The sequence below is a fragment of the Streptomyces sp. NPDC046557 genome (assembly GCF_040645975.1).
In the GTDB taxonomy this organism is placed as follows: domain Bacteria; phylum Actinomycetota; class Actinomycetes; order Streptomycetales; family Streptomycetaceae; genus Streptomyces.
On the sequence record NZ_JBEYZH010000015.1, the window covers coordinates 25,140 to 42,187 of the forward strand.

Here is a 17,048-nt window from a genome sequence, read left to right on the forward strand (position 1 = left end):
CCCGGGTCGCGTGGCGCGGGCCGACAGGACAACGGGAGTGAACGTACATGGTGGAGGTGGCCTGGACCCCGGGCGGATGGGCGGTCGCGGCGACGCGGCGGCCCCGAGGTGCGAGTCGAGCGGGGGGTTCCGCATGTGTGGCCTGAGCGGGGAAGTGCGCTTCGACGGCAGGCGGGCGGATCTCGCCGCGGTCGAACGTATGACAGACGAGATGGAAGACCGAGGTCCGGACGGCAGAGGCGCCTGGTCGCAGGGCGCCGTCGCCTTGGGCCACCGTCGTTTGAAGATCATCGACCTGTCGGAGAGCGGCGCCCAGCCGATGACCGATCCACAGCTCGGCCTCACGGGCGTGTTCAACGGTTGCGTCTACAACTACCGGGAGGTGCGCGGACGGCTCGAAGGGCTGGGGCACCGGTTCTTCTCCGACTCCGACACGGAAGTGCTCCTCAAGGCATACGGCCAATGGGGACACGAGTGCGTCGAACGCCTGGTCGGCATGTTCGCCTTCGTGGTGGTGGAGCACCACACCGGCCGCGTGGTGCTGGGCCGTGACCGGCTCGGCATCAAGCCCCTCTACCTCACCCAGGACGGCGACCGGCTCCGTTTCGCCTCGACGCTGCCCGCCCTGCTGGCAGGCGGCGGTGTGGACACCTCCTTCGACCCGGTGGCGCTCCACCAGTACCTGAGCTGGCACGGCACGGTGCCGGCGCCCCGGACCGTGCTGTCCGGCGTACGCAAGCTGCCGCCCGCCACCGTCCGCGTGGTCGAGCGGGACGGCACGCACCGCGACCACTGCTACTGGCAGCCCTCGTACACCCGCCGCCCCGAACTGGGCAGCGACCCGGTGCGCTGGCGGGAAGCCGTCCACGACGCCCTGCGTACGGCGGTGCGCCGCCGCACCGTGGCGGACGTACCCGTGGGCGTCCTGCTCTCCGGCGGACTGGACTCCAGCCTCATCGTGGCCCTGCTCGCCGAGGAGGGCCACGGTGACATGGCGACCTTCGCCATGGGCTTCGAGTCGGAGAACGGGCAGGACGGCGACGAGTTCCGGTACTCGGACCTGGTAGCCCGCCGGTTCTCGACCGACCACCACCAGTACATGATTCCCTCCGACCGGCTCCCGGCCGCCCTGGAGGCTGCCATCGGCGCCATGAGCGAGCCGATGGTCAGCCACGACACCGTCGCGTTCCACCTGCTGGCCGAGCAGGTCGCCAAGGACGTGAAGGTGGTGCTGTGCGGCCAGGGCGCGGACGAGGTGTTCGCCGGGTACCACTGGTACCCGCCGATCGCCGAGGCCGCCCGTCCCGACGCGCCGGACGCGTACGCGGACGTCTACTTCGACCGCCCGCACGACGACGTGGCCTCCCTGCTGCACCCGGACGTGGCCCCCGGGCACGACGCCTCCCGGGATTACGTCCGCGCCCACATGGCGGCCCCGGGCGCGCAGAGCGCGCTGGACGCCGCGCTGCGCATGGACGTGCACGCGCTGATGCCCGACGACCCGGTCAAACGGGTCGACAACATGACGATGGCCTGGGGCTTGGAGGCGCGGGTGCCGTTCCTGGATCACGAGCTGGTCGAACTGGCCGCCGCCTGCCCCCCCGAGCTGAAGCTGGCCCAGGACGGCAAGGGAGTCCTCAAGGACATGGGCCGGCGCGTCCTGCCCCGCGAGGTCGTCGACCGCCCCAAGGGGTACTTCCCCGTACCGGCTGTCCGGCACATGGCCGAGCCGGTGCTCAGCCGCGTACGCGAGGCACTGACCGCGCCGGAAGCGCGCCGACGCGGTCTCTTCGACCAGCGCCGGGTGGCCGAGATGCTCGCGGAACCCGCCCGCCACCGCAGCAAACGCGGAGGCAGCACCCTGTGGCAGGTGGCCTCGTTGGAGATCTGGTTGCAGACCCACGGCATCGACTCACACTGAACGGTGACAGCCCCGGAAGCCCTCGAAGAGGCGGACATGCCCCTGGACAGCTCCGCACGTCAGCACCGTTACCGACCACCCGTCGAGGCGTGGGCGCCGGGCCCGGCCCCGGGCCACCCCGCCGCGCCGGTGCCCGTCCACCTCGCGGACACCGGCGCGGCGGACCCGCCGACGCTGCTCACCGCCCATGGGTGCTGGTACCCCTCGACCGACCCCGGCGGCGACCACGTGGCGTACATCTGCGACCGCGCCGGCGTGCCGCAACTGTGGAGCGGTCCCGCCCGGGGCGACGAGGCGCACATCCTCGACCCCGACCCCGACCCGGTGACCGAGGTGTCCTGGTCGCCCGACGGCCGCTGGATCGCGTACACCTCCGCGCCCGGCGGCGGTGAGCACACGCGCGTCCTGGTGGTGCGCCCCGACGGGACCGGCCGCCGGATCCTCGCGGGCGCCGAACCCGGCGCCTCGGCCCACCTGGGAAGCTGGACCAGGGACGGGGCGGCGCTCGCCGTCACCGTCGCCCAGCCGTCCGCCGCCCCGGGGGCCCACAGCGGCGCGGGTCACCTCACGCAGGACGCCGGCCCACCCGTACCCGACGCGCCGTCCGGCGCGGCCTGGACCGAACGCGACGGCCACGCGACCCTGCTCGGGCCGCCGTCCCCCGTCGCGGAGGCCCCGTACGCGACCGTCCTCCCCCGCCTGGCGCCGGCGTCACCGGTCTCGGTCGACGGCGGTGCGGCCCCGGGCGGGGGACTGGCCGCCTACCTCCTCGACCCGGACGGCACACGGGCCCCCGTGCTGCTGTTCGGCGAGCCGGGCGCCGCCTCCCTGCGAGTCTGCGACATCGGTGCGGAAGGCCGCTTCGTGCTGCTCCGGCGCGGGCCGCGCGGGCGCCGGGAGGCACTCCTGCTCGACACGGCCTCCGGACGCACCACCTTCCGCCTGCCCGTCGCCGACGGCGATCCCTGGATCGGCAGGCTCTCGGCCGACTCGCGCGTCCTGTGGTTGCGCAGCGACGCCGACCGCGAGTTCGCCGCACTCCTTCGGGCCCGGCTCGACGAGCGCGGCGTGCTCCGGGACCTGTCGGTGGCCGCCGAGCGGCGGGAGACGGCGCTCGACCTGCTCAGCCTTCCCGACCACGGGGGATGGGCGCTGCTCGCCTGGAACGTGCACGGCGCGAGCGAGCTGGAGAGCGTCCCCCTCCCGGCCGCCGACTCGGACGACGGCGTCGGACCGCCCCACCGGACGGCCCTGCCGCACGAAGTGGTGACCCGCATGGCACCCGTAGGCCGCGGCGGACTGTTCGCCGCCCTGGCCGGCTCCCGGCGCAGGCCGGGCATCTGGGACCTGACGAGCGGCTTCGCCCCTCTGCGCGCCGGCTGGTCGGCTCGCGACGAGGACGCGGCGCCGCCCGGGCGGCCCCCCGTCAGCCCGATGCCGTTGCGCTGCCGGGCCCGGGACGGGCTGGTGCTCGGCGGCTGGTACTACCGCGCGCCCGAACGCGACCCGGGCCGACCGGCGCCGTGCGTGATCCACCTCCACGGCGGCCCGGAGGAACAGGAGCGGCCCGTGTTCAGCCCGCTCTACCACGAACTCCTCGGCCGGGGCATGGACGTGTTCGCCCCCGACGTGCGCGGCTCCTCCGGCTGGGGGCGGTCCTTCGTCGACGCCGACCTCGGCACGGGCCGGTTCGCCGCCATCGACGACGTCGCGGACTGCGCCGCCCACGCGGTGGCCAGCGGGTACGCGGACCCCCTGCGGCTGGCGGTGATGGGCCGCTCCTACGGCGGCTACCTCACCATGGCCTCCCTGGTCTGGCACCCCCACCTCTTCCGGACCGGCGTCGCCGTCTGCGGCATGTCGGACTTCGCCACCTTCTTCGCCGGAACCGAACCGTGGATCGCCCAGTCGGCCGCGGCGAAGTACGGGCACCCCGAGCGCGACCTGGACCTCCTGCGCACCCTGTCCCCGATGAGCCGCATCGACCGGCTGCGCGCCCCCGTACTGGCCGTCCACGGCGAGCACGACACGAACGTGCCCCCGACGGAGTCGGAGCAGTTCGTCCGCGCGGCGCGCGACCGGGGTGTGCCGGCCGAGCTGCTCACCTTGCGCAACGAAGGGCACGAGTTCCTCCGGGCGGACAACCGTCGCCTCTACCGGCGGGCGGCGGCGGACTGGCTGGAGGAACACCTCGCCGGCGAGGCCGGCTCGGCACGGTAGGGACGACGAGCGAGCCGACTGGACAGCACTAGCGGAAGCCGGTGGGGCGGCGGCGCGCCAGCCACAGGGTGACTCCGGCCGTCACCAGGATGCCGCCGGCGAGACCCACCGCGCCAATGGCGTTCAGGCCGCCCGCGCGGGCCGCCAACCGTCGACCGCCTCCGGCGCCGCCCGACGGGGCTTCCTCGTCGTGGTGGCAGGCGCCGCCACGGACCGGCTGCGGGTGCGCCGCCACGACCGGCCGGGCCGATCGCACGGCGGCCACCACGTCGCCGTTGTCTTCCACGGTCTTGACCCGCGCGATGTCCTGGTGCGTCGTCTGCACACAGGCCGTGTCCCGGTCGGCGGCGGCCGTGTCGGCGGACGCCCCCAGGACACTCGCGGCGGCTATGAGGGTGGCCGCGGCCACGAGTCGGCTCGACATGGTGCTACTCCCTCTACGCGCGCTCCGGCACGACGACGTACCGGCGGGCATGGAACGGGCGCCGTATAGCACCCCAGAGCCATCCCTTCCGCACGGACACGCCGTCGGCACGGCCCCTTCCGCGAATTCACCGCAACGGCCGGTCCGCCCGTCGATCCGTCGTCGTCAGCGGCTGCCGTTCACCGCCCGGCTCGCGGTGTGCCAGCGGTGCTGGGGGAGGTAGCGGACGTCGAAGTCCTCCTCGGCGGCGCGGAACGCTTCGGGGGTGGGCAGGACCGGCCGGTGGGGGAGTCCGAGCTCCTCGGTCGGGGCGCCGAGGTTTTCGAAGAACCGCTCGAAGGTGGTGCCGGGACCGGCGGCCACGCCGACGACCCGGCTGTGGTGGCGCTCGATGCGGTAGGCGTGCGGGCAGTTCTTCGGTACGAAACCGAAGTCGCCGTCGGTCAGCAGCTTTTCGTGCTGTCGGCCTTCGAGGTCCTCGACGAAGAGGCGTACCGCGCCGTCGGTGACGTAGAAGACCTCATACGTGTCCGCGTGGGTATGGGTGGGGATCACTTCGCCCTCGGGGCCTTCGACGGTGAAGAAGTTGAAGCTGTTCTCCGTCTGCTCGCCGCCGGCGTAGACGGTGACCAGATCGGTGATCAGATGGGCGCGGTCGCCCATGCCCTTCTCTATGAAGTAGGGCACGTCCGGCTCGGCGGGGATGCGCGAGCGCGAGCGGTAGCGGGTGGTGAACTCCATCGTCACGGGAAACCCTCCGGAGGTGGGAAGCGATGTCAATCGTCAGGCTACCTGACGATTCGGACCCGGTTCGGCCGGATGGCTATGCTCAAGCCCCCCACCGTCAGAGGAGCCATGAGCGAGTCCGCCGCGAACCTGCCCCAGTTGCTCACCCGGGCCAAGCGTTGGTTCGAGGACGCGTTGCTCGCCGCTATGCGGGCCGCGGGCGAACAGCCGGTGACCGCCGCCCAGGCCGCCGTCTTCGCCGTCCTGGACGACGAGGGCACCTCCATCGCCGAACTCGCCCGCCGGGTCGGCGTCACCCGGCAGACCGCCCACCAGGCCGTGCACAGCCTGATCGGAATGGGGCTGCTGGAGCAGGTGCCCGACCCCGCCTCGGCCCGTAGCACCCTGGTCCGCGTCACCGCCGAGGGTGGTCGCGTCCACCGGCGCGCGCTGGGCGCGATCGCCGTGATCGAGGACGTCCTCACCGAGCGCATCGGCGCCGCCCCCGCCACCGCACTGCGCGCGGCCCTGACCGCCGACTGGGGCGAGCCGCCCCTGGTGGACGTGCCCGGCGCCGGGCACGATGGGGCCGGCGCCGGCCCCGCGCAGGGCGGCCCCACCGGGCGGTGAGGCCGTGACGGCCCCGTTCTCGATCAGCTCGACTGGGGAGGGGCCGCCGGGCGGTCACACCAGGGTCTGGGTGAGTGCGCTCCGCGTCGGTGTGTGGATGAGGCGGCCGTGCGCCCCGTTGACGATCGGCATGTACGGCGGGAGATGCCCGCACTCCACATCGGCGACGATCGGCACCTTCAGCGGGCCGAGCGCGTCCAGCACCGCCTCGTGCTGGGACAGCGAAGGCGCGTCCGGTGCCGGGGTCCGACCCACGAGCACCGCGTTCGCCGCGTCGAAGACGCCGGCCAGTCGCATGCCGTGCAGGTTGCGGCAGATCTGGAAGGCATCGTCACCGCCGGCCTCCACATATACCAGCAACCCGTCCGGTGCCTCGGCCCGAGCGAAGGCGGACACGTCGAGATATCCGGTCCCGGTGAGGTTGCACAGCGTCTCGATACAGCCCCCGACCAGCCGGCCCTCGACTTCCACGTCGTCGGTTCCGTCCAACCGCGTCCACCCTCCGGGGGTGTCGAGGACGTGTTCACGCACCTCGGGCCGGGCGGCGTAGTCGTCCCAGCCCGTCGACCTGTGGCGGCCCGGGGGTTCCTGCGTGAACCGGTGCCCTCGGGGCGCCTCGACGATGTCGAGCCACGAGAGCAACCCGGCGGGCACCCGGTAGGGCGTGTCCATCAGGTTGTTGCCGTGAAGGGTCGCAGCGCCGGTGAGAAGGGTCAGCGGGGTCATGATGGTCGACAGGTCGGAGAACCCCACGACCCAGGTGGGTTCGGCGCCGCGCAATCGATCCCAGTCCAGCAGCGGCAGCAGGTCGATCGCCAACTCCCCGCCCCACGGCGGCACAACCGCCCGGATGTCGGGATCGGTCAGCATCGCCATGAGTTCCGCCGCCCGCTCGGCGGCGGAGGCGCTCGCGTGCCCGGCCCCGTCCATGCACCGTCCGATGACCACCTCGAACCCGCGGGCCTCCACCACGCGGACGGCCACCTGGAGGCGCTCGCGCATCCTGTCGTCGACCCCGCTGGAGGGAGAGGTGACTCCGACGCGGTCACCGGGGCGCAAAGGGCGAGGGTATCGAACGGGCATGCGCCGGATTTTGGCACGTCAACGGACCGTACCCCAACGGGTTTGAGCGTCGCCAAGGGTGCGCTCCGGCCGGCAGTCACAGGGTCGGACCCATCGGGTAGATTCCTGGAAACTGACTCCAATTCGAGCGGGGCTGACGTGTTACAGCTGAGGGGGAGCGGGGCCGAGCCGCTGGAGGCCGAGGATCCGCCACGGATCGGGTCGATCGCGTTGGCGGGACGGCTCGGAGCCGGCGGTATGGGGCGGGTGTACCTCGGGGTCCACGAGGGTCGGTACGTGGCCGTCAAGCAACTGCTCGCCTCCGTCGTCGGCGAGGACGAGGACTTCGTACGCCGCTTCGGCCACGAACTGGACAACCTCTCCCGACTCCCGGCGCGGGCCACCGCGCCGCTGATCGACAGCGACCGCACCGCGCGGCCCCCGTGGTTCGCCACCGCGTACATCCCCGGCATCACGCTGCGGGAGGCCATCGAGGTCCACGGCGGCCCGCTGCCGGCCGCCGCGCTGTGGCTGCTGCTGCGGGAGGCGGCGGCGGGTCTGGCGTCGGTGCACGCGCTGGACATGGTGCACCGCGACATCAAGCCGTCCAACGTCATGCTGACCCTCGACGGCCTCACCCTGATCGACTTCGGTGTCGCCCGGGCCGCCGAACAGAGCCAGCTCACCAGGACAGGCATGGTCGTGGGGACGCCCGCGTACATGGCGCCCGAACAAGCCTCGGGAAAGAAGCGGTTGAGCGGCGCCACCGACGTCTTCGCGCTGGGCTCGGTACTCGCCTACGCGGCCTGCGGCCGGCCTCCCTTCGGTGACGAGTCGGGGCACGGCGTGCTGTACCGCATCGTGCACGAGGAGCCCGACCTGGAGCCGCTGCGGGAACTCGACCCGGAGCTCGCCGAGGTGGTCGCCGCCTGCCTGGACAAGGACCCGGAGGGCCGTCCCACCGCCGCCGAACTCCTCGAACGGGCCTCGGAGCACGGCCCGTTCGCCGAACCGATGTGGCCCGGGGCCGTCACCGAGCGCCTGTCCGAGCGGGCCGCCTTCGCCGCGGACGTGCAGGAGGTCGACGTACCGACGCTTCCGCTCGCCGGTGGGAAGCCGGACCCGGAGCCGGTGAAGGAAGCCGAGCCGACCCCCACGCCCGGGTCCCTCACGGAGCGACCGGAACGGCGGGAGCACCGGCGCCGGACCCGTGTCCTCCTCGCCGTCGTCCCGGTCGTCATGGTCGCGGGCGGCACGACACTGGTCATCCAGCACCTGCCCGCCACGACCTCGCCCCAGGCCGAGGCGAAGGGCGACCCGGCCGCCTCCGCCCCGGCCCCGGTGCCGGCCTCGGCCGTCCCACCGTCCACGACGCCGGGCGGCAGTCCGTCGGGTACGCCGTCACCGGGGGCGTCCCCGGCCCAGGGCGCGGCGCAAGGCGCGGCGCAAGGGGGCGCCGCGGGCGGAGCCCAGACCGGGGTGGCCGGGGGCACCGCGCCCGGCACGGGCGCCGGACCCGGACCCGGCCAGGGCCCTGGGCCGGGCCCCGGCACCGGCTCGCAGAACGGCTCGGGAACCCCGGGCGGCGGTGGCACCCCGGGCGGAGGCGGCGGCGCGACCTCCCCCGCCGCACCGCCCCCCGCCTCCGGCACCCACCGCTTCCGCAACGGCGACAACGGCAGGTGCATCACCCAGGTCTTCGGCTCCTCGGACAGCGGCGACTGCTCGGACGCGTCGGCCCGCTGGACCGTGAAGAGCGTGTCGGGCGGCGGCTTCAAGCTCGTCAACCAGCAGAGCGGCGGCTGCCTCTACTCCAACGGGCTGGGCCAAGCCGTCTTCGTCGGCGACTGCGCCCAGAGCGCCACCCCGATATGGCGCTCGGGCTCGGGCGGCAGCCTCCGCAGCGAGTACGGCGGCGGCTGCCTCGACCTGGGCATGAGCAGCGGCCTGGTCACCTCCACCTGCGCCGGAGAGGCGTCCCAACGCTGGACGCAGAGTTGAGCGCACGGCGGATGCACCCCGGTACGCACCCCACGGACGACCGGCTCGTACGACGGTCGATCGCCGGGCAGCTCCCGCGGTGGGCGGGGTTGCCGGTGGAGCGGTGACCGTCCGGTGGGACGGTCACCGCCGTGTACCGGCTGGGCGATGACATGGTCGTGGGGGGCGCCCGTGCGCACGACGGCCACCCGTACGGCGGAGACCGGCGACGAGAACGTGGGGGACCGCCGCGCTCCGACTCCCGGTCTCAGCCGCGGGCGCGGAGGTACGCCTCCAGCTCCGCGGCGCCCGCCAGCATCGCCCGCCCGCGGGCGGACAGCCGGCCGTGCCAGTCGCTCAGCGCGGCCGCCAGCGGCTTCAGACCACCGGCCGACCGCACTTGGGCGATCAGCGGGGCGATCCGGTCCAGCGGATAGCCGCCCCGCCTGAGCTGGTGCGCCAGCCGGGCGTCCCGTACGTCCGCCTCGTCGTAGACGCGGTACCCGGTCAGCGGGTCGCGCCGGGGCCGTACCAGCCCGGCCCGCTCCCATGCGCGCAGCGTCGCCGGCCGGATCGCGAGCCCGGCTGGTGGGTCTGCGGGACCTGATGATGGCCGACACCCTTCTCGCCCTCGCCGAACGGGGCCCCACACTCGTCCACGCCCACAACGCCCATCTGCAGCGGGAGAAGAGCACGATGCGGATGGGCGGGACGCCGCTGGAGTGGTGGAGCGCCGGTGCGCTCGTGAACGCCCGACTCGGCGGGGAGTACGCCTTCGTCGCCACCGCCCTCGGCACGATCCGGCACCGGGGCGTGGACACCCCGCCGTCGGACACCGTCGAAGGACTCCTCTACCGGCTCCCGCGGGACCGCTCCGTCATCGACGCCTCCCGGTTGGCCACCGCCCTCGGCGACACGCCCCCCGCGGCCCGCGTGTCCCCCTGGTTCGGCTACGCCCCGTTCGACCCGGCCCATCTCGCGGACAGCGACGGGATCGTGTTCGTCAAGGACGTCCCACAGGTGCGGTGAAGGCCGGACACCGAGGACCGGCGGTCCCTGACCCGCCCGCCTCGCCCCGCTCTGCCCCCACGTCCCGCACGCCGCGCTTGCTCCGTGCCCACCCGGGCATACGACGGGAGTGAGAGGTGAGCGGCAGACGTTCGACGGTTGGATCGCCGCCGTCGGAACGGGGTCCGGCACCCGTGTGGTCGTCGGCCACTGGCTCCGCTCGCCCTTCGGACCGTTCAGCGACGTGATGCTGGAGGGCGCCGACGGGCACCGGATGCTGCTGGCGCCCACCGATCGCATCGCGGACTACATCGCGGGCCTCTACCACTTCGACGAGGTCCGCATCGTGCCGGTGACGGTGCACACGCCGGACTCCGCATGGGACGTCACCGCGGGGCCGCTGGCCCTGCGCTTCGCCGTCGCCCCCAGGGGAGTCCTCGGGCTCGCCCTGCGGGCGGTCCCACCCACACTCGCGCGCAGCCCGGCATGGGCGACCCTGGCCGCCGTGCCGGCCCGCCTGCTGCCGGGCGTACGGACCCGGGGCAGCTCGCGTCCCGGGTGCCGCCAGTGGTACGCGGCCCGCGACCTACGGCCGATCGCCCTGGCCACCGCGAGCCTGGACGGGGCCGACCTCGGTCCGCTCGCCCCGGTCACCCCGCCCCTGCGCTTCGGATTCGGCTCGGCCCCCGCCGCACCGGCGCTGGTACGGGTCGTCTCCACGGTCGAACGGTCCGGGGCCGGGGCACCGGGTCCCGGACCGCCTTGAGCCTTTGCCCCTGCCGCGTTCCACCGGCCGTCACCGCCCGCCGCGGAAGTCCCACGCCTCGATGTCGCGGTAGTGGATCGGTCCCGGGCCGCGGCCGATGTTGCTGCCGACGAGGTGCAGGCGCTCGGCGCGCCATGGCCGGCCGGTGAACGCGGCGAGTGCGCCGGCGGCCTTCACCACACTGGACGGGTCGTCGCGCCGCGACCGGGCCAGGGTCAGATGGGGGCGCAGCGGCCGGTCCTCGAAGGGGATGCCGCACTCCTTGATTACGCGCCGGACTTCTCCGGTGAGGCGGTGTAGTCCTTCGAGGTCGCCTTCGAGTCCGCTCCACAGCACGCGCTCGTCGAAGTGGCCGCCGCCCCGCAGCGCCAGTTCCACCGGTCGGCCGCGGGCCGCGAGTTCCGCGAGCCGGGGCCGCAGGAGCGGAACGGTGGCGACGGGAAGCTCACCGAGGAACGCCAGGGTGATGTGCCAGTCCTCGATGCGGTTCCACCGCATGCGGGGGTATGCCTCGTAGGCGGGCGCCAGTTCGCGAGCCAGCTCTTCCTTGGCGTCGTCGGGCGGGGCGAGTGCTATGAACACGCGGACGGTCGAGGCGGGGGTCTGTTCCTTCACGAAGGACTTAGTACACCACCGCCGACCGGGTCGTTCACAGCGCACCCGGACATCCGGCCGGCGGCCGGCGGTCCGGGTCGGCCGAGGAACGACCGACCCGCACCGCCGGAGCGCCCGAGGCGGTTCACCCGGGGCGGCTCGCCGGGCGTGCGATCAGCCGAGGTCGAACCGGTCGAGGTTCATGACCTTGTCCCAGGCCCTCACGAAGTCACGTACGAACTTCTCCCCACCGTCCTGGCACGCGTAGACCTCCGCGGTGGCCCGGAGCTGGGAGTGCGAACCGAAGATGAGGTCGACGGCGGTGGCGGTCCACTTCGCCTCGCCCGTGCCACGGTCCCGGCCCTCGAAGACGTTCTCCGCCGACTCCGACGCCTTCCACTCCGTGCCCAAGTCGAGCAGGTTGACGAAGAAGTCGTTGGTCAGCGTCCCCGGCCGCCGGGTGAACACCCCGTGGGGCGACCGGCCGACATTGGCGTCGAGGGCCCGCATGCCGCCGACCAGAGCCGTCATCTCGGGAGCGGTCAGGGTCAGCAGGTTGGCGCGGTCCAGCAGAAGCGTCTCAGGCGAGAGCTTCTCTCCCGCCTTGAGGTGGTTGCGGAACCCGTCCGCCCTCGGTTCGAGCACGGCGAACGACTCCACGTCGGTCTGCTCCTGCGAGGCGTCCGTACGTCCCGGTGTGAACGGCACCGTGACGTCGTGCCCGGCGTCCTTGGCGGCGCGCTCCACGGCCGCGCAGCCGCCCAGGACGATCAGGTCGGCGAGCGACACCCGCACCCCGCCGGTCTGCGCGCTGTCGAAGTCCTGCCGGATCCGCTCCAGCGCCTCCAGTGTCTCGGTCACCTCGGGCAGGTCGTTGGCCTCCCACGACCTCTGCGGCTCCAGCCGGATCCGCGCACCGTTGGCCCCACCACGCTTGTCGGTGCCGCGGAAGCTCGCCGCCGACGCCCACGCCGTGGCGACGAGTTGGGAGACGGACAGCCCCGAGGCGAGGATCGTGCGCTTGAGGGCGGCGATGTCCTCGTTCCCGACCAGTTCGTGATCGACCTCGGGGACGGGGTCCTGCCACGGCTGCGGCTCGGGGATCCACGGGCCGAGGTACCGCGACACGGGACCCATGTCGCGGTGCAGCAGCTTGTACCACGCCTTGGCGAACGCCTCCGCGAGCTCCTCCGGGTTCTCGTGGAAGCGCTTGGCGATCGGCCCGTAGATCGGATCCACCTTCAGCGCCAGGTCCGTCGTCAGCATCATGGGAGCGTGCCGCTTCGACGGATCGTGCGCGTCGGGCACCGTGTCCCGCGCCGCGGGGTCCTTCGGGGTCCACTGCTTGGCGCCGGCGGGGCTGGTCGTCAGTTCCCAGTCGTAGCCGAACAGGTTGTCCAGGTACCCGTTGTCCCACTTCGTGGGTTCGTTCGTCCAGGCCCCCTCCAGCCCGCTGGTCAGCGCGTCGGCGCCCTTGCCGCTGCCGTACGTGTTCTTCCAGCCGAGACCTTGCTGCTCGATGGGGCACGCCTCGGGCTCCGGGCCGATGTACTCGGCGCCGACCGCGCCGTGGCACTTGCCGAAGGTATGGCCGCCGATGATGAGCGCGGCCGTCTCCTCGTCGTTCATGGCCATGCGCCCGAACGTCTCGCGGATGTCCCGGGCGGCGGCCATCGGGTCCGGGTTGCCGTTGGGGCCCTCCGGATTGACGTAGATCAACCCCATCTGCACGGCGCCCAGCGGACCGGAGAGTTCCCGGTCGCCGCTGTAGCGCTCGTCGCCGAGCCAGGTGTCCTCCGGCCCCCAGAAGATCTCCTCGGGTTCCCAGACGTCCTCGCGCCCGAAGCCGAACCCGAAGGTCTTGAACCCCATCGACTCCATCGCGCAGTTGCCGGCGAAGACCAGCAGGTCGGCCCACGAGATCTTCCGGCCGTACTTCTGCTTGACCGGCCACAGCAGACGGCGGGCCTTGTCGAGGCTGGCGTTGTCCGGCCAACTGTTGAGGGGGGCGAAGCGCTGGGCGCCCGCGCCGCCACCGCCCCGTCCGTCGGCGATGCGGTACGTCCCCGCCGAGTGCCAGCTCATGCGGATGAACAGCGGACCGTAGTGGCCGTAGTCGGCGGGCCACCAGTCCTGGGACGCCGTCATCACGTCGAAGACGTCCCGCTTCAGGGCGTCGACGTCGAGCGTCGCGAACTCCCGCGCGTAGTCGAAGTCCTCGTCCATCGGATTGGAGCGGGGCGAGTGCTGGTGGAGCACTTGAAGGTCCAGCTGGTTCGGCCACCAGTCCCGGTTCGACCTGGGTCGACTCGGCGCGGGCGTCGGGGAGGGGATTACCGGGTTCTCGCTTTCGCTGCCGGACACGTCCGTCCTTCTTCCTGTGTCGGTGTTTCCTTCTGCTGGCTGCATGCTCGTGACGTCGGGTGCCCTGCCGGTCGCGAGCAATGCGACCCGCGCGCCACGGAGCCCCGCCAGCTGGAAACGCCTCACCCGACCCGCGGCGGTCAACGCGGGGGCTGGACCGGCCGGCGAGAGACCCATCCTCACGCACCGGTGACGTTCACCACCCGCTCGACACGGCCGCTCACCGGCTGTTCCTCAGGCCGGGCCCGCAGAAGGGGCTACACGGAGACCGGGTGGCCGCCGCGCTCGACGGGACGGGCGCTGTCGCGAGCGCCAAGCACCCCCGGAAATGGGGCCCGCTCCTGCGCTGTCGCAGCCGGTTGACCGGGACCGGCACGGTCGAGGTCGAACTGCCGGACGGCGCCGTCCTGGCCGCCGGGGCACCCCGAGCTGGACCACAGGTTGTCCACGCTGCCGGGCCGGGACGTCGCCTTGTCGCGGACACCGCCCCGGCACGGCGCCGTCCTGGAGCGGGCCTTGCCCGAGTGCGAGGGCGGAATCCCGGACGGCATGCGCGGCAGCGCGTCCGCGCACGCCACCGGGGCGACGATCACCTCCGGTCATGTCGCGCCGGGGACGTTCTTCGACTTCGGAACGATCCACCTCCTCACGACCTCCGCCCTGGCACGGCTGCCGAGCCGCACACCCCACCGGTGACGCCGACGCCCGCCGCTTCCGCCCCGACCTCGTCGTGGAGACGCCCGACGAGCTGCGGACACCCCGAAGACGCCTGGACCGGTGCGCACCTGCGCGTCGGCGAAGCCCTCTTCCGCGTCGTGGTGCCCACGCCCCGGTGCGTGGTCCCCACCCTCCGGCACGACGAACTGCCCCCGGAGCCCGCCCTCATGCGGGCCGTCGCCCGCGACCACCGGATACCCCTGTTCGACCCGGGCCGGCTGTCGTACCTCGGCGTCTACCCGGACGTCCTGGAGCCCGGCACCGTGCGCGTCGGCGACCCGGTCGTCCCGGTGGCCCGGGACTCCTGAGCAGGCGCGGCGACAGCGGGGGCGGGAACAGCAGGAGCGGTCCGCGGTCGGGCTGGTGCGGACCAGGTGTAGGAGGCGGGGTCGAAGTGCCGGAGCCGGCGCGTGAGGCGCGGGGTGGACCAAGGCCAGGCGAAGGTGTTGCGTCCGCTGGGGGTGAGGTAATAGCTGGTGCAGCCGCCGGTGTTGTAGACGGTCGTCGCCAGCGCCTCCTGCACGGCGCTGTTGTGGGTCGCCTGAACGGCGGGCCGTACCTCCAGCGCCCCGTCGCCGCTCCGGTCGAGGTGGGCAAGGGCCGCGGTGAGGTGGTCGAGCTGGGCCTCCAACACGGTGATGGCCGAGGTGGAGCCGCCCAGCAGGTTGGGGCCCAGGAGCAGGAAGAGGTTGGGGAAGCCGCTGACGGTGGTGCCGAGGTATGCCTGCGGTTCACCGTCCCAGACATCGTGCAGGGTCCGGCCCTCCACGCCGCACAGGGTCCGGGACAGCGGCATGTCACCGACGCGGAAACCCGTGGCGGTGACGAGGACGTCCGCCTCGACGAGCGTCCCGTCGGCGCCGACGACGGTGTTGCCGCGTACGGCGCCCACCGCCGTGGCGTGCAGGTGGACGTGCGACCTGCCCAGGGTCGGGTAGTAGGTGCTGGAGGTGAGCAGGCGCTTGCATCCGAGCCGGTAAACGGGTGTGAGGGCCCGGCGCAGCCGCGGGTCGGCGACGGCGAGTCGCAGGTGCGCGCGGGCCGCCGCCTCGATGAGGAGGGCGAGCCGGGGATGACGGAAGGCGTAGCCGATGCCTTCCTGTAGGGCGTACTGGGAGGCGCGCAGGCCCCGTCGGGCGCCGGGGAGGCGGCCCACGGCCCGGTGGAACGCCGGGGGCAGCGGCAGGTCGGGTTTGGGCAGGACCCACTGGGCGGTGCGTTGGAAGAGGTGCACGGCAGCCGCCCGGTCGGCGACGGCGGGTACGACCTGCACGGCCGAGGCACCGCTGCCGACCACGGCCACCCGCTTTCCGGTCAGGTCGACGCCGTCGTCCCAACGGGCGGTGTGGAGCACGGGCCCGGCGAACGCGTCGAGCCCCGGTACGTCCAACGGACGCGGGACGTGCCACGGGCCGGTGGCCATGACCAGGACCGCGGCGCGGTAGGGACCGTCGCTGGTATCGAGCGACCAGCGGGCGGTGCCCGCGTCCCAACGGGCTCCGTACACCTGGACACCGGTGCGCAGCACTTCGGCCAACCCGTACCGCTCGGCCGTGGTGGCGAGGTACCTGCGGATCTCCTCCTGTCCGGCGAACATACGGCTCCAGGCCGTGTGGGGGGCGAAGGAGTAGCTGTACAACGTCGAGGGCACGTCGCAGGCGCAGCCCGGATATGTGTTCTCCCGCCACGTTCCGCCCGGCCGGTCCGCCTTCTCCAGCACCAACACGTCGCGGAACCCGGCCTCACGCAGTCGGATGGCGGCGCCGAGCCCCGAGAACCCCGCCCCGACGACCACCACCCGCACGTCCCGCGGGCGCCGGCCGCCCTGTGCGGGGATCACCGCGCTCTTCCGGCCGCGCCGGCGGCGCCGTGCCCCGGATCACCGCCCGTGCGCGCGAACCACCGATGTCCGAAGCCGAGGTCCTCCATGAACGCCATGCGTCCCATGATCCCCATACGGCTCTGCCCGCGTCGCCGCGCGGTGGGCGGTGGATCCGTTGCAGAAACGTCCCACTCTGGTTGTTCGACGGCTCCGCGGTACGCGGTCGGGTCCCCCGAACGGGGCAATCCCGCCCACCGCGGCCTCGGGCGGGCTCGGCCGCACGGGCGGACCTGCGCCCTGGTTACGGCGCCACGGCGTGGACGCCGCCGGACCGGGGCCGCGTCACGGGAGAGTGGCACCCGGGCTGGTCCCGGCCCTTGACCCCGGAAGTATCGGAGGAGCCGGTGGCGGCCGAGAGCATGACCGGTCCGGAACTCGCGGAAAGTTTGCTGCGGGAATCGGACGACCGAGGGGCCCGGGCCGCGACCCGGCTGCTGGGCGCGTACGACGACGGTTCCTGGCTGCGGCGCCTCATGGAGGACCGCTCACTGGAAACCGCCGCCGACCGGCCGATGATCAAACGGTCCGGCGCGCACCGGGCGGTCGACTGGGACGCGCTCGGCCGCCTCATGCTCACCCTGGGGTGGTCCCACCGGGCCACCAGGAGTCAGGTCGTGGTGCTGGAGGTCGCCGCCTCCCTCGTCGGCGGCTGCGCCGTCCAGCTCCGGCAGGTCGTCGAAGCACTCGACGAAGCGGAGCTCCGGCTCGTCCTGCGAGCGGTGGAGGAGGCGGCGCACGGCCCGTCGTCCTGACC

At 73.2% G+C, this 17,048-nt stretch carries 14 protein-coding genes and 2 pseudogenes; 9 read left to right on the top strand and 7 right to left on the bottom strand.

Annotated features, from left to right (window positions below):
• The first annotated feature begins 133 nt into the window (after positions 1-133).
• Both ABZ934_RS22950 and ABZ934_RS22955 read left to right on the top strand, forming a co-directional pair.
• Positions 134-1,921, top strand: coding sequence for an N-acetylglutaminylglutamine amidotransferase (locus tag ABZ934_RS22950; RefSeq protein WP_361316223.1), 1,788 nt, complete (start codon positions 134-136; stop codon positions 1,919-1,921).
• Positions 1,922-1,957: 36 nt separating this feature from the next.
• Positions 1,958-4,141, top strand: coding sequence for a prolyl oligopeptidase family serine peptidase (locus tag ABZ934_RS22955; protein ID WP_361316225.1), 2,184 nt, complete (start codon positions 1,958-1,960; stop codon positions 4,139-4,141).
• 28 nt (positions 4,142-4,169) lie between these two features.
• Here ABZ934_RS22955 and ABZ934_RS22960 read toward each other — a convergent pair whose 3' ends face one another.
• A complete protein-coding gene (locus tag ABZ934_RS22960; RefSeq protein WP_361316228.1) occupies positions 4,170-4,565 on the bottom strand; it encodes a hypothetical protein in 396 nt (131 codons plus the stop codon).
• Positions 4,566-4,730: 165 nt separating this feature from the next.
• Positions 4,731-5,312 carry a quercetin 2,3-dioxygenase gene (locus tag ABZ934_RS22965; protein WP_361316230.1) on the bottom strand — a complete coding sequence of 194 codons (582 nt, stop codon included), beginning with the start codon at positions 5,310-5,312 and terminating at the stop codon, positions 4,731-4,733.
• A gap of 108 nt (positions 5,313-5,420) precedes the next feature.
• Here ABZ934_RS22965 and ABZ934_RS22970 point away from each other — a divergent pair, with 108 nt between their 5' ends.
• Positions 5,421-5,921, top strand: a complete 501-nt coding sequence (locus ABZ934_RS22970; RefSeq protein ID WP_361316232.1) for a MarR family winged helix-turn-helix transcriptional regulator — start codon at positions 5,421-5,423, stop codon at positions 5,919-5,921.
• 54 nt (positions 5,922-5,975) lie between these two features.
• On the opposite strand, the gene ABZ934_RS22975 is transcribed toward ABZ934_RS22970, so the two are convergent.
• Positions 5,976-7,004, bottom strand: coding sequence for a S66 peptidase family protein (locus ABZ934_RS22975; protein ID WP_361316234.1), 1,029 nt, complete (start codon positions 7,002-7,004; stop codon positions 5,976-5,978).
• A 138-nt stretch (positions 7,005-7,142) separates the two neighbouring features.
• On the opposite strand from ABZ934_RS22975, the gene ABZ934_RS22980 reads away from it, so the two are divergent.
• Entirely contained in the window at positions 7,143-8,984 is a 1,842-nt protein-coding gene (locus ABZ934_RS22980) for a protein kinase (protein WP_361316237.1), read from the top strand.
• Positions 8,985-9,231: 247 nt separating this feature from the next.
• On the opposite strand, the pseudogene ABZ934_RS22985 reads toward ABZ934_RS22980, so the two are convergent.
• Positions 9,232-9,537, bottom strand: a pseudogene (locus ABZ934_RS22985) (MerR family transcriptional regulator); the annotation flags it as partial.
• 8 nt (positions 9,538-9,545) lie between these two features.
• Between ABZ934_RS22985 and ABZ934_RS22990 the strand changes: the two are divergent.
• Both ABZ934_RS22990 and ABZ934_RS22995 read left to right on the top strand, forming a co-directional pair.
• Positions 9,546-9,992, top strand: a pseudogene (locus tag ABZ934_RS22990) (erythromycin esterase family protein); the annotation flags it as partial.
• A gap of 109 nt (positions 9,993-10,101) precedes the next feature.
• Positions 10,102-10,737 carry a hypothetical protein gene (locus ABZ934_RS22995; protein ID WP_361316239.1) on the top strand — a complete coding sequence of 212 codons (636 nt, stop codon included), beginning with the start codon at positions 10,102-10,104 and terminating at the stop codon, positions 10,735-10,737.
• Between the two features lie 30 nt (positions 10,738-10,767).
• Here ABZ934_RS22995 and thpR read toward each other — a convergent pair whose 3' ends face one another.
• On the bottom strand, positions 10,768-11,352 hold the full coding sequence (gene thpR / locus ABZ934_RS23000; RefSeq protein WP_361316242.1) for an RNA 2',3'-cyclic phosphodiesterase: 585 nt from the start codon (positions 11,350-11,352) through the stop codon (positions 10,768-10,770).
• A 153-nt stretch (positions 11,353-11,505) separates the two neighbouring features.
• The gene (katG, locus tag ABZ934_RS23005; protein WP_361316245.1) at positions 11,506-13,695 is read right to left on the bottom strand and encodes a catalase/peroxidase HPI; all 2,190 of its coding nucleotides are present in this window, start codon (positions 13,693-13,695) and stop codon (positions 11,506-11,508) included.
• A gap of 441 nt (positions 13,696-14,136) precedes the next feature.
• On the opposite strand from katG, the gene ABZ934_RS23010 reads away from it, so the two are divergent.
• Entirely contained in the window at positions 14,137-14,391 is a 255-nt protein-coding gene (locus tag ABZ934_RS23010) for a hypothetical protein (protein WP_361316247.1), read from the top strand.
• Positions 14,388-14,720, top strand: coding sequence for a hypothetical protein (locus ABZ934_RS23015; protein ID WP_361316250.1), 333 nt, complete (start codon positions 14,388-14,390; stop codon positions 14,718-14,720). The genes ABZ934_RS23010 and ABZ934_RS23015 overlap by 4 nt, the downstream gene beginning before the upstream one ends.
• Here the strand turns inward: ABZ934_RS23015 and ABZ934_RS23020 are convergent.
• Positions 14,648-16,252: an NAD(P)/FAD-dependent oxidoreductase gene (locus ABZ934_RS23020; RefSeq protein ID WP_361316253.1), complete on the bottom strand. Its 1,605-nt coding sequence runs from the start codon at positions 16,250-16,252 to the stop codon at positions 14,648-14,650. The genes ABZ934_RS23015 and ABZ934_RS23020 overlap by 73 nt on opposite strands.
• A gap of 359 nt (positions 16,253-16,611) precedes the next feature.
• Between ABZ934_RS23020 and ABZ934_RS23025 the strand changes: the two genes are divergently transcribed.
• Positions 16,612-17,046 (top strand): hypothetical protein, encoded by a 435-nt coding sequence (locus tag ABZ934_RS23025; RefSeq protein WP_361316256.1) that lies wholly within the window; start codon positions 16,612-16,614, stop codon positions 17,044-17,046.
• The last annotated feature ends 2 nt before the right edge of the window (positions 17,047-17,048 follow it).

What these genes read in the sequence shown, in the direction of transcription:
- ABZ934_RS22955 (WP_361316225.1), top strand. Translation starts at nt 1,958, where the DNA reads ATGCCCCTGGACAGCTCCGCACGTCAGCACCGTTACCGACCACCCGTC.
- ABZ934_RS22975 (WP_361316234.1), bottom strand. Translation starts at nt 7,004, where the DNA reads ATGCCCGTTCGATACCCTCGCCCTTTGCGCCCCGGTGACCGCGTCGGA.
- ABZ934_RS22960 (WP_361316228.1), bottom strand. Translation starts at nt 4,565, where the DNA reads ATGTCGAGCCGACTCGTGGCCGCGGCCACCCTCATAGCCGCCGCGAGT.
- ABZ934_RS22970 (WP_361316232.1), top strand. Translation starts at nt 5,421, where the DNA reads ATGAGCGAGTCCGCCGCGAACCTGCCCCAGTTGCTCACCCGGGCCAAG.
- ABZ934_RS22950 (WP_361316223.1), top strand. Translation starts at nt 134, where the DNA reads ATGTGTGGCCTGAGCGGGGAAGTGCGCTTCGACGGCAGGCGGGCGGAT.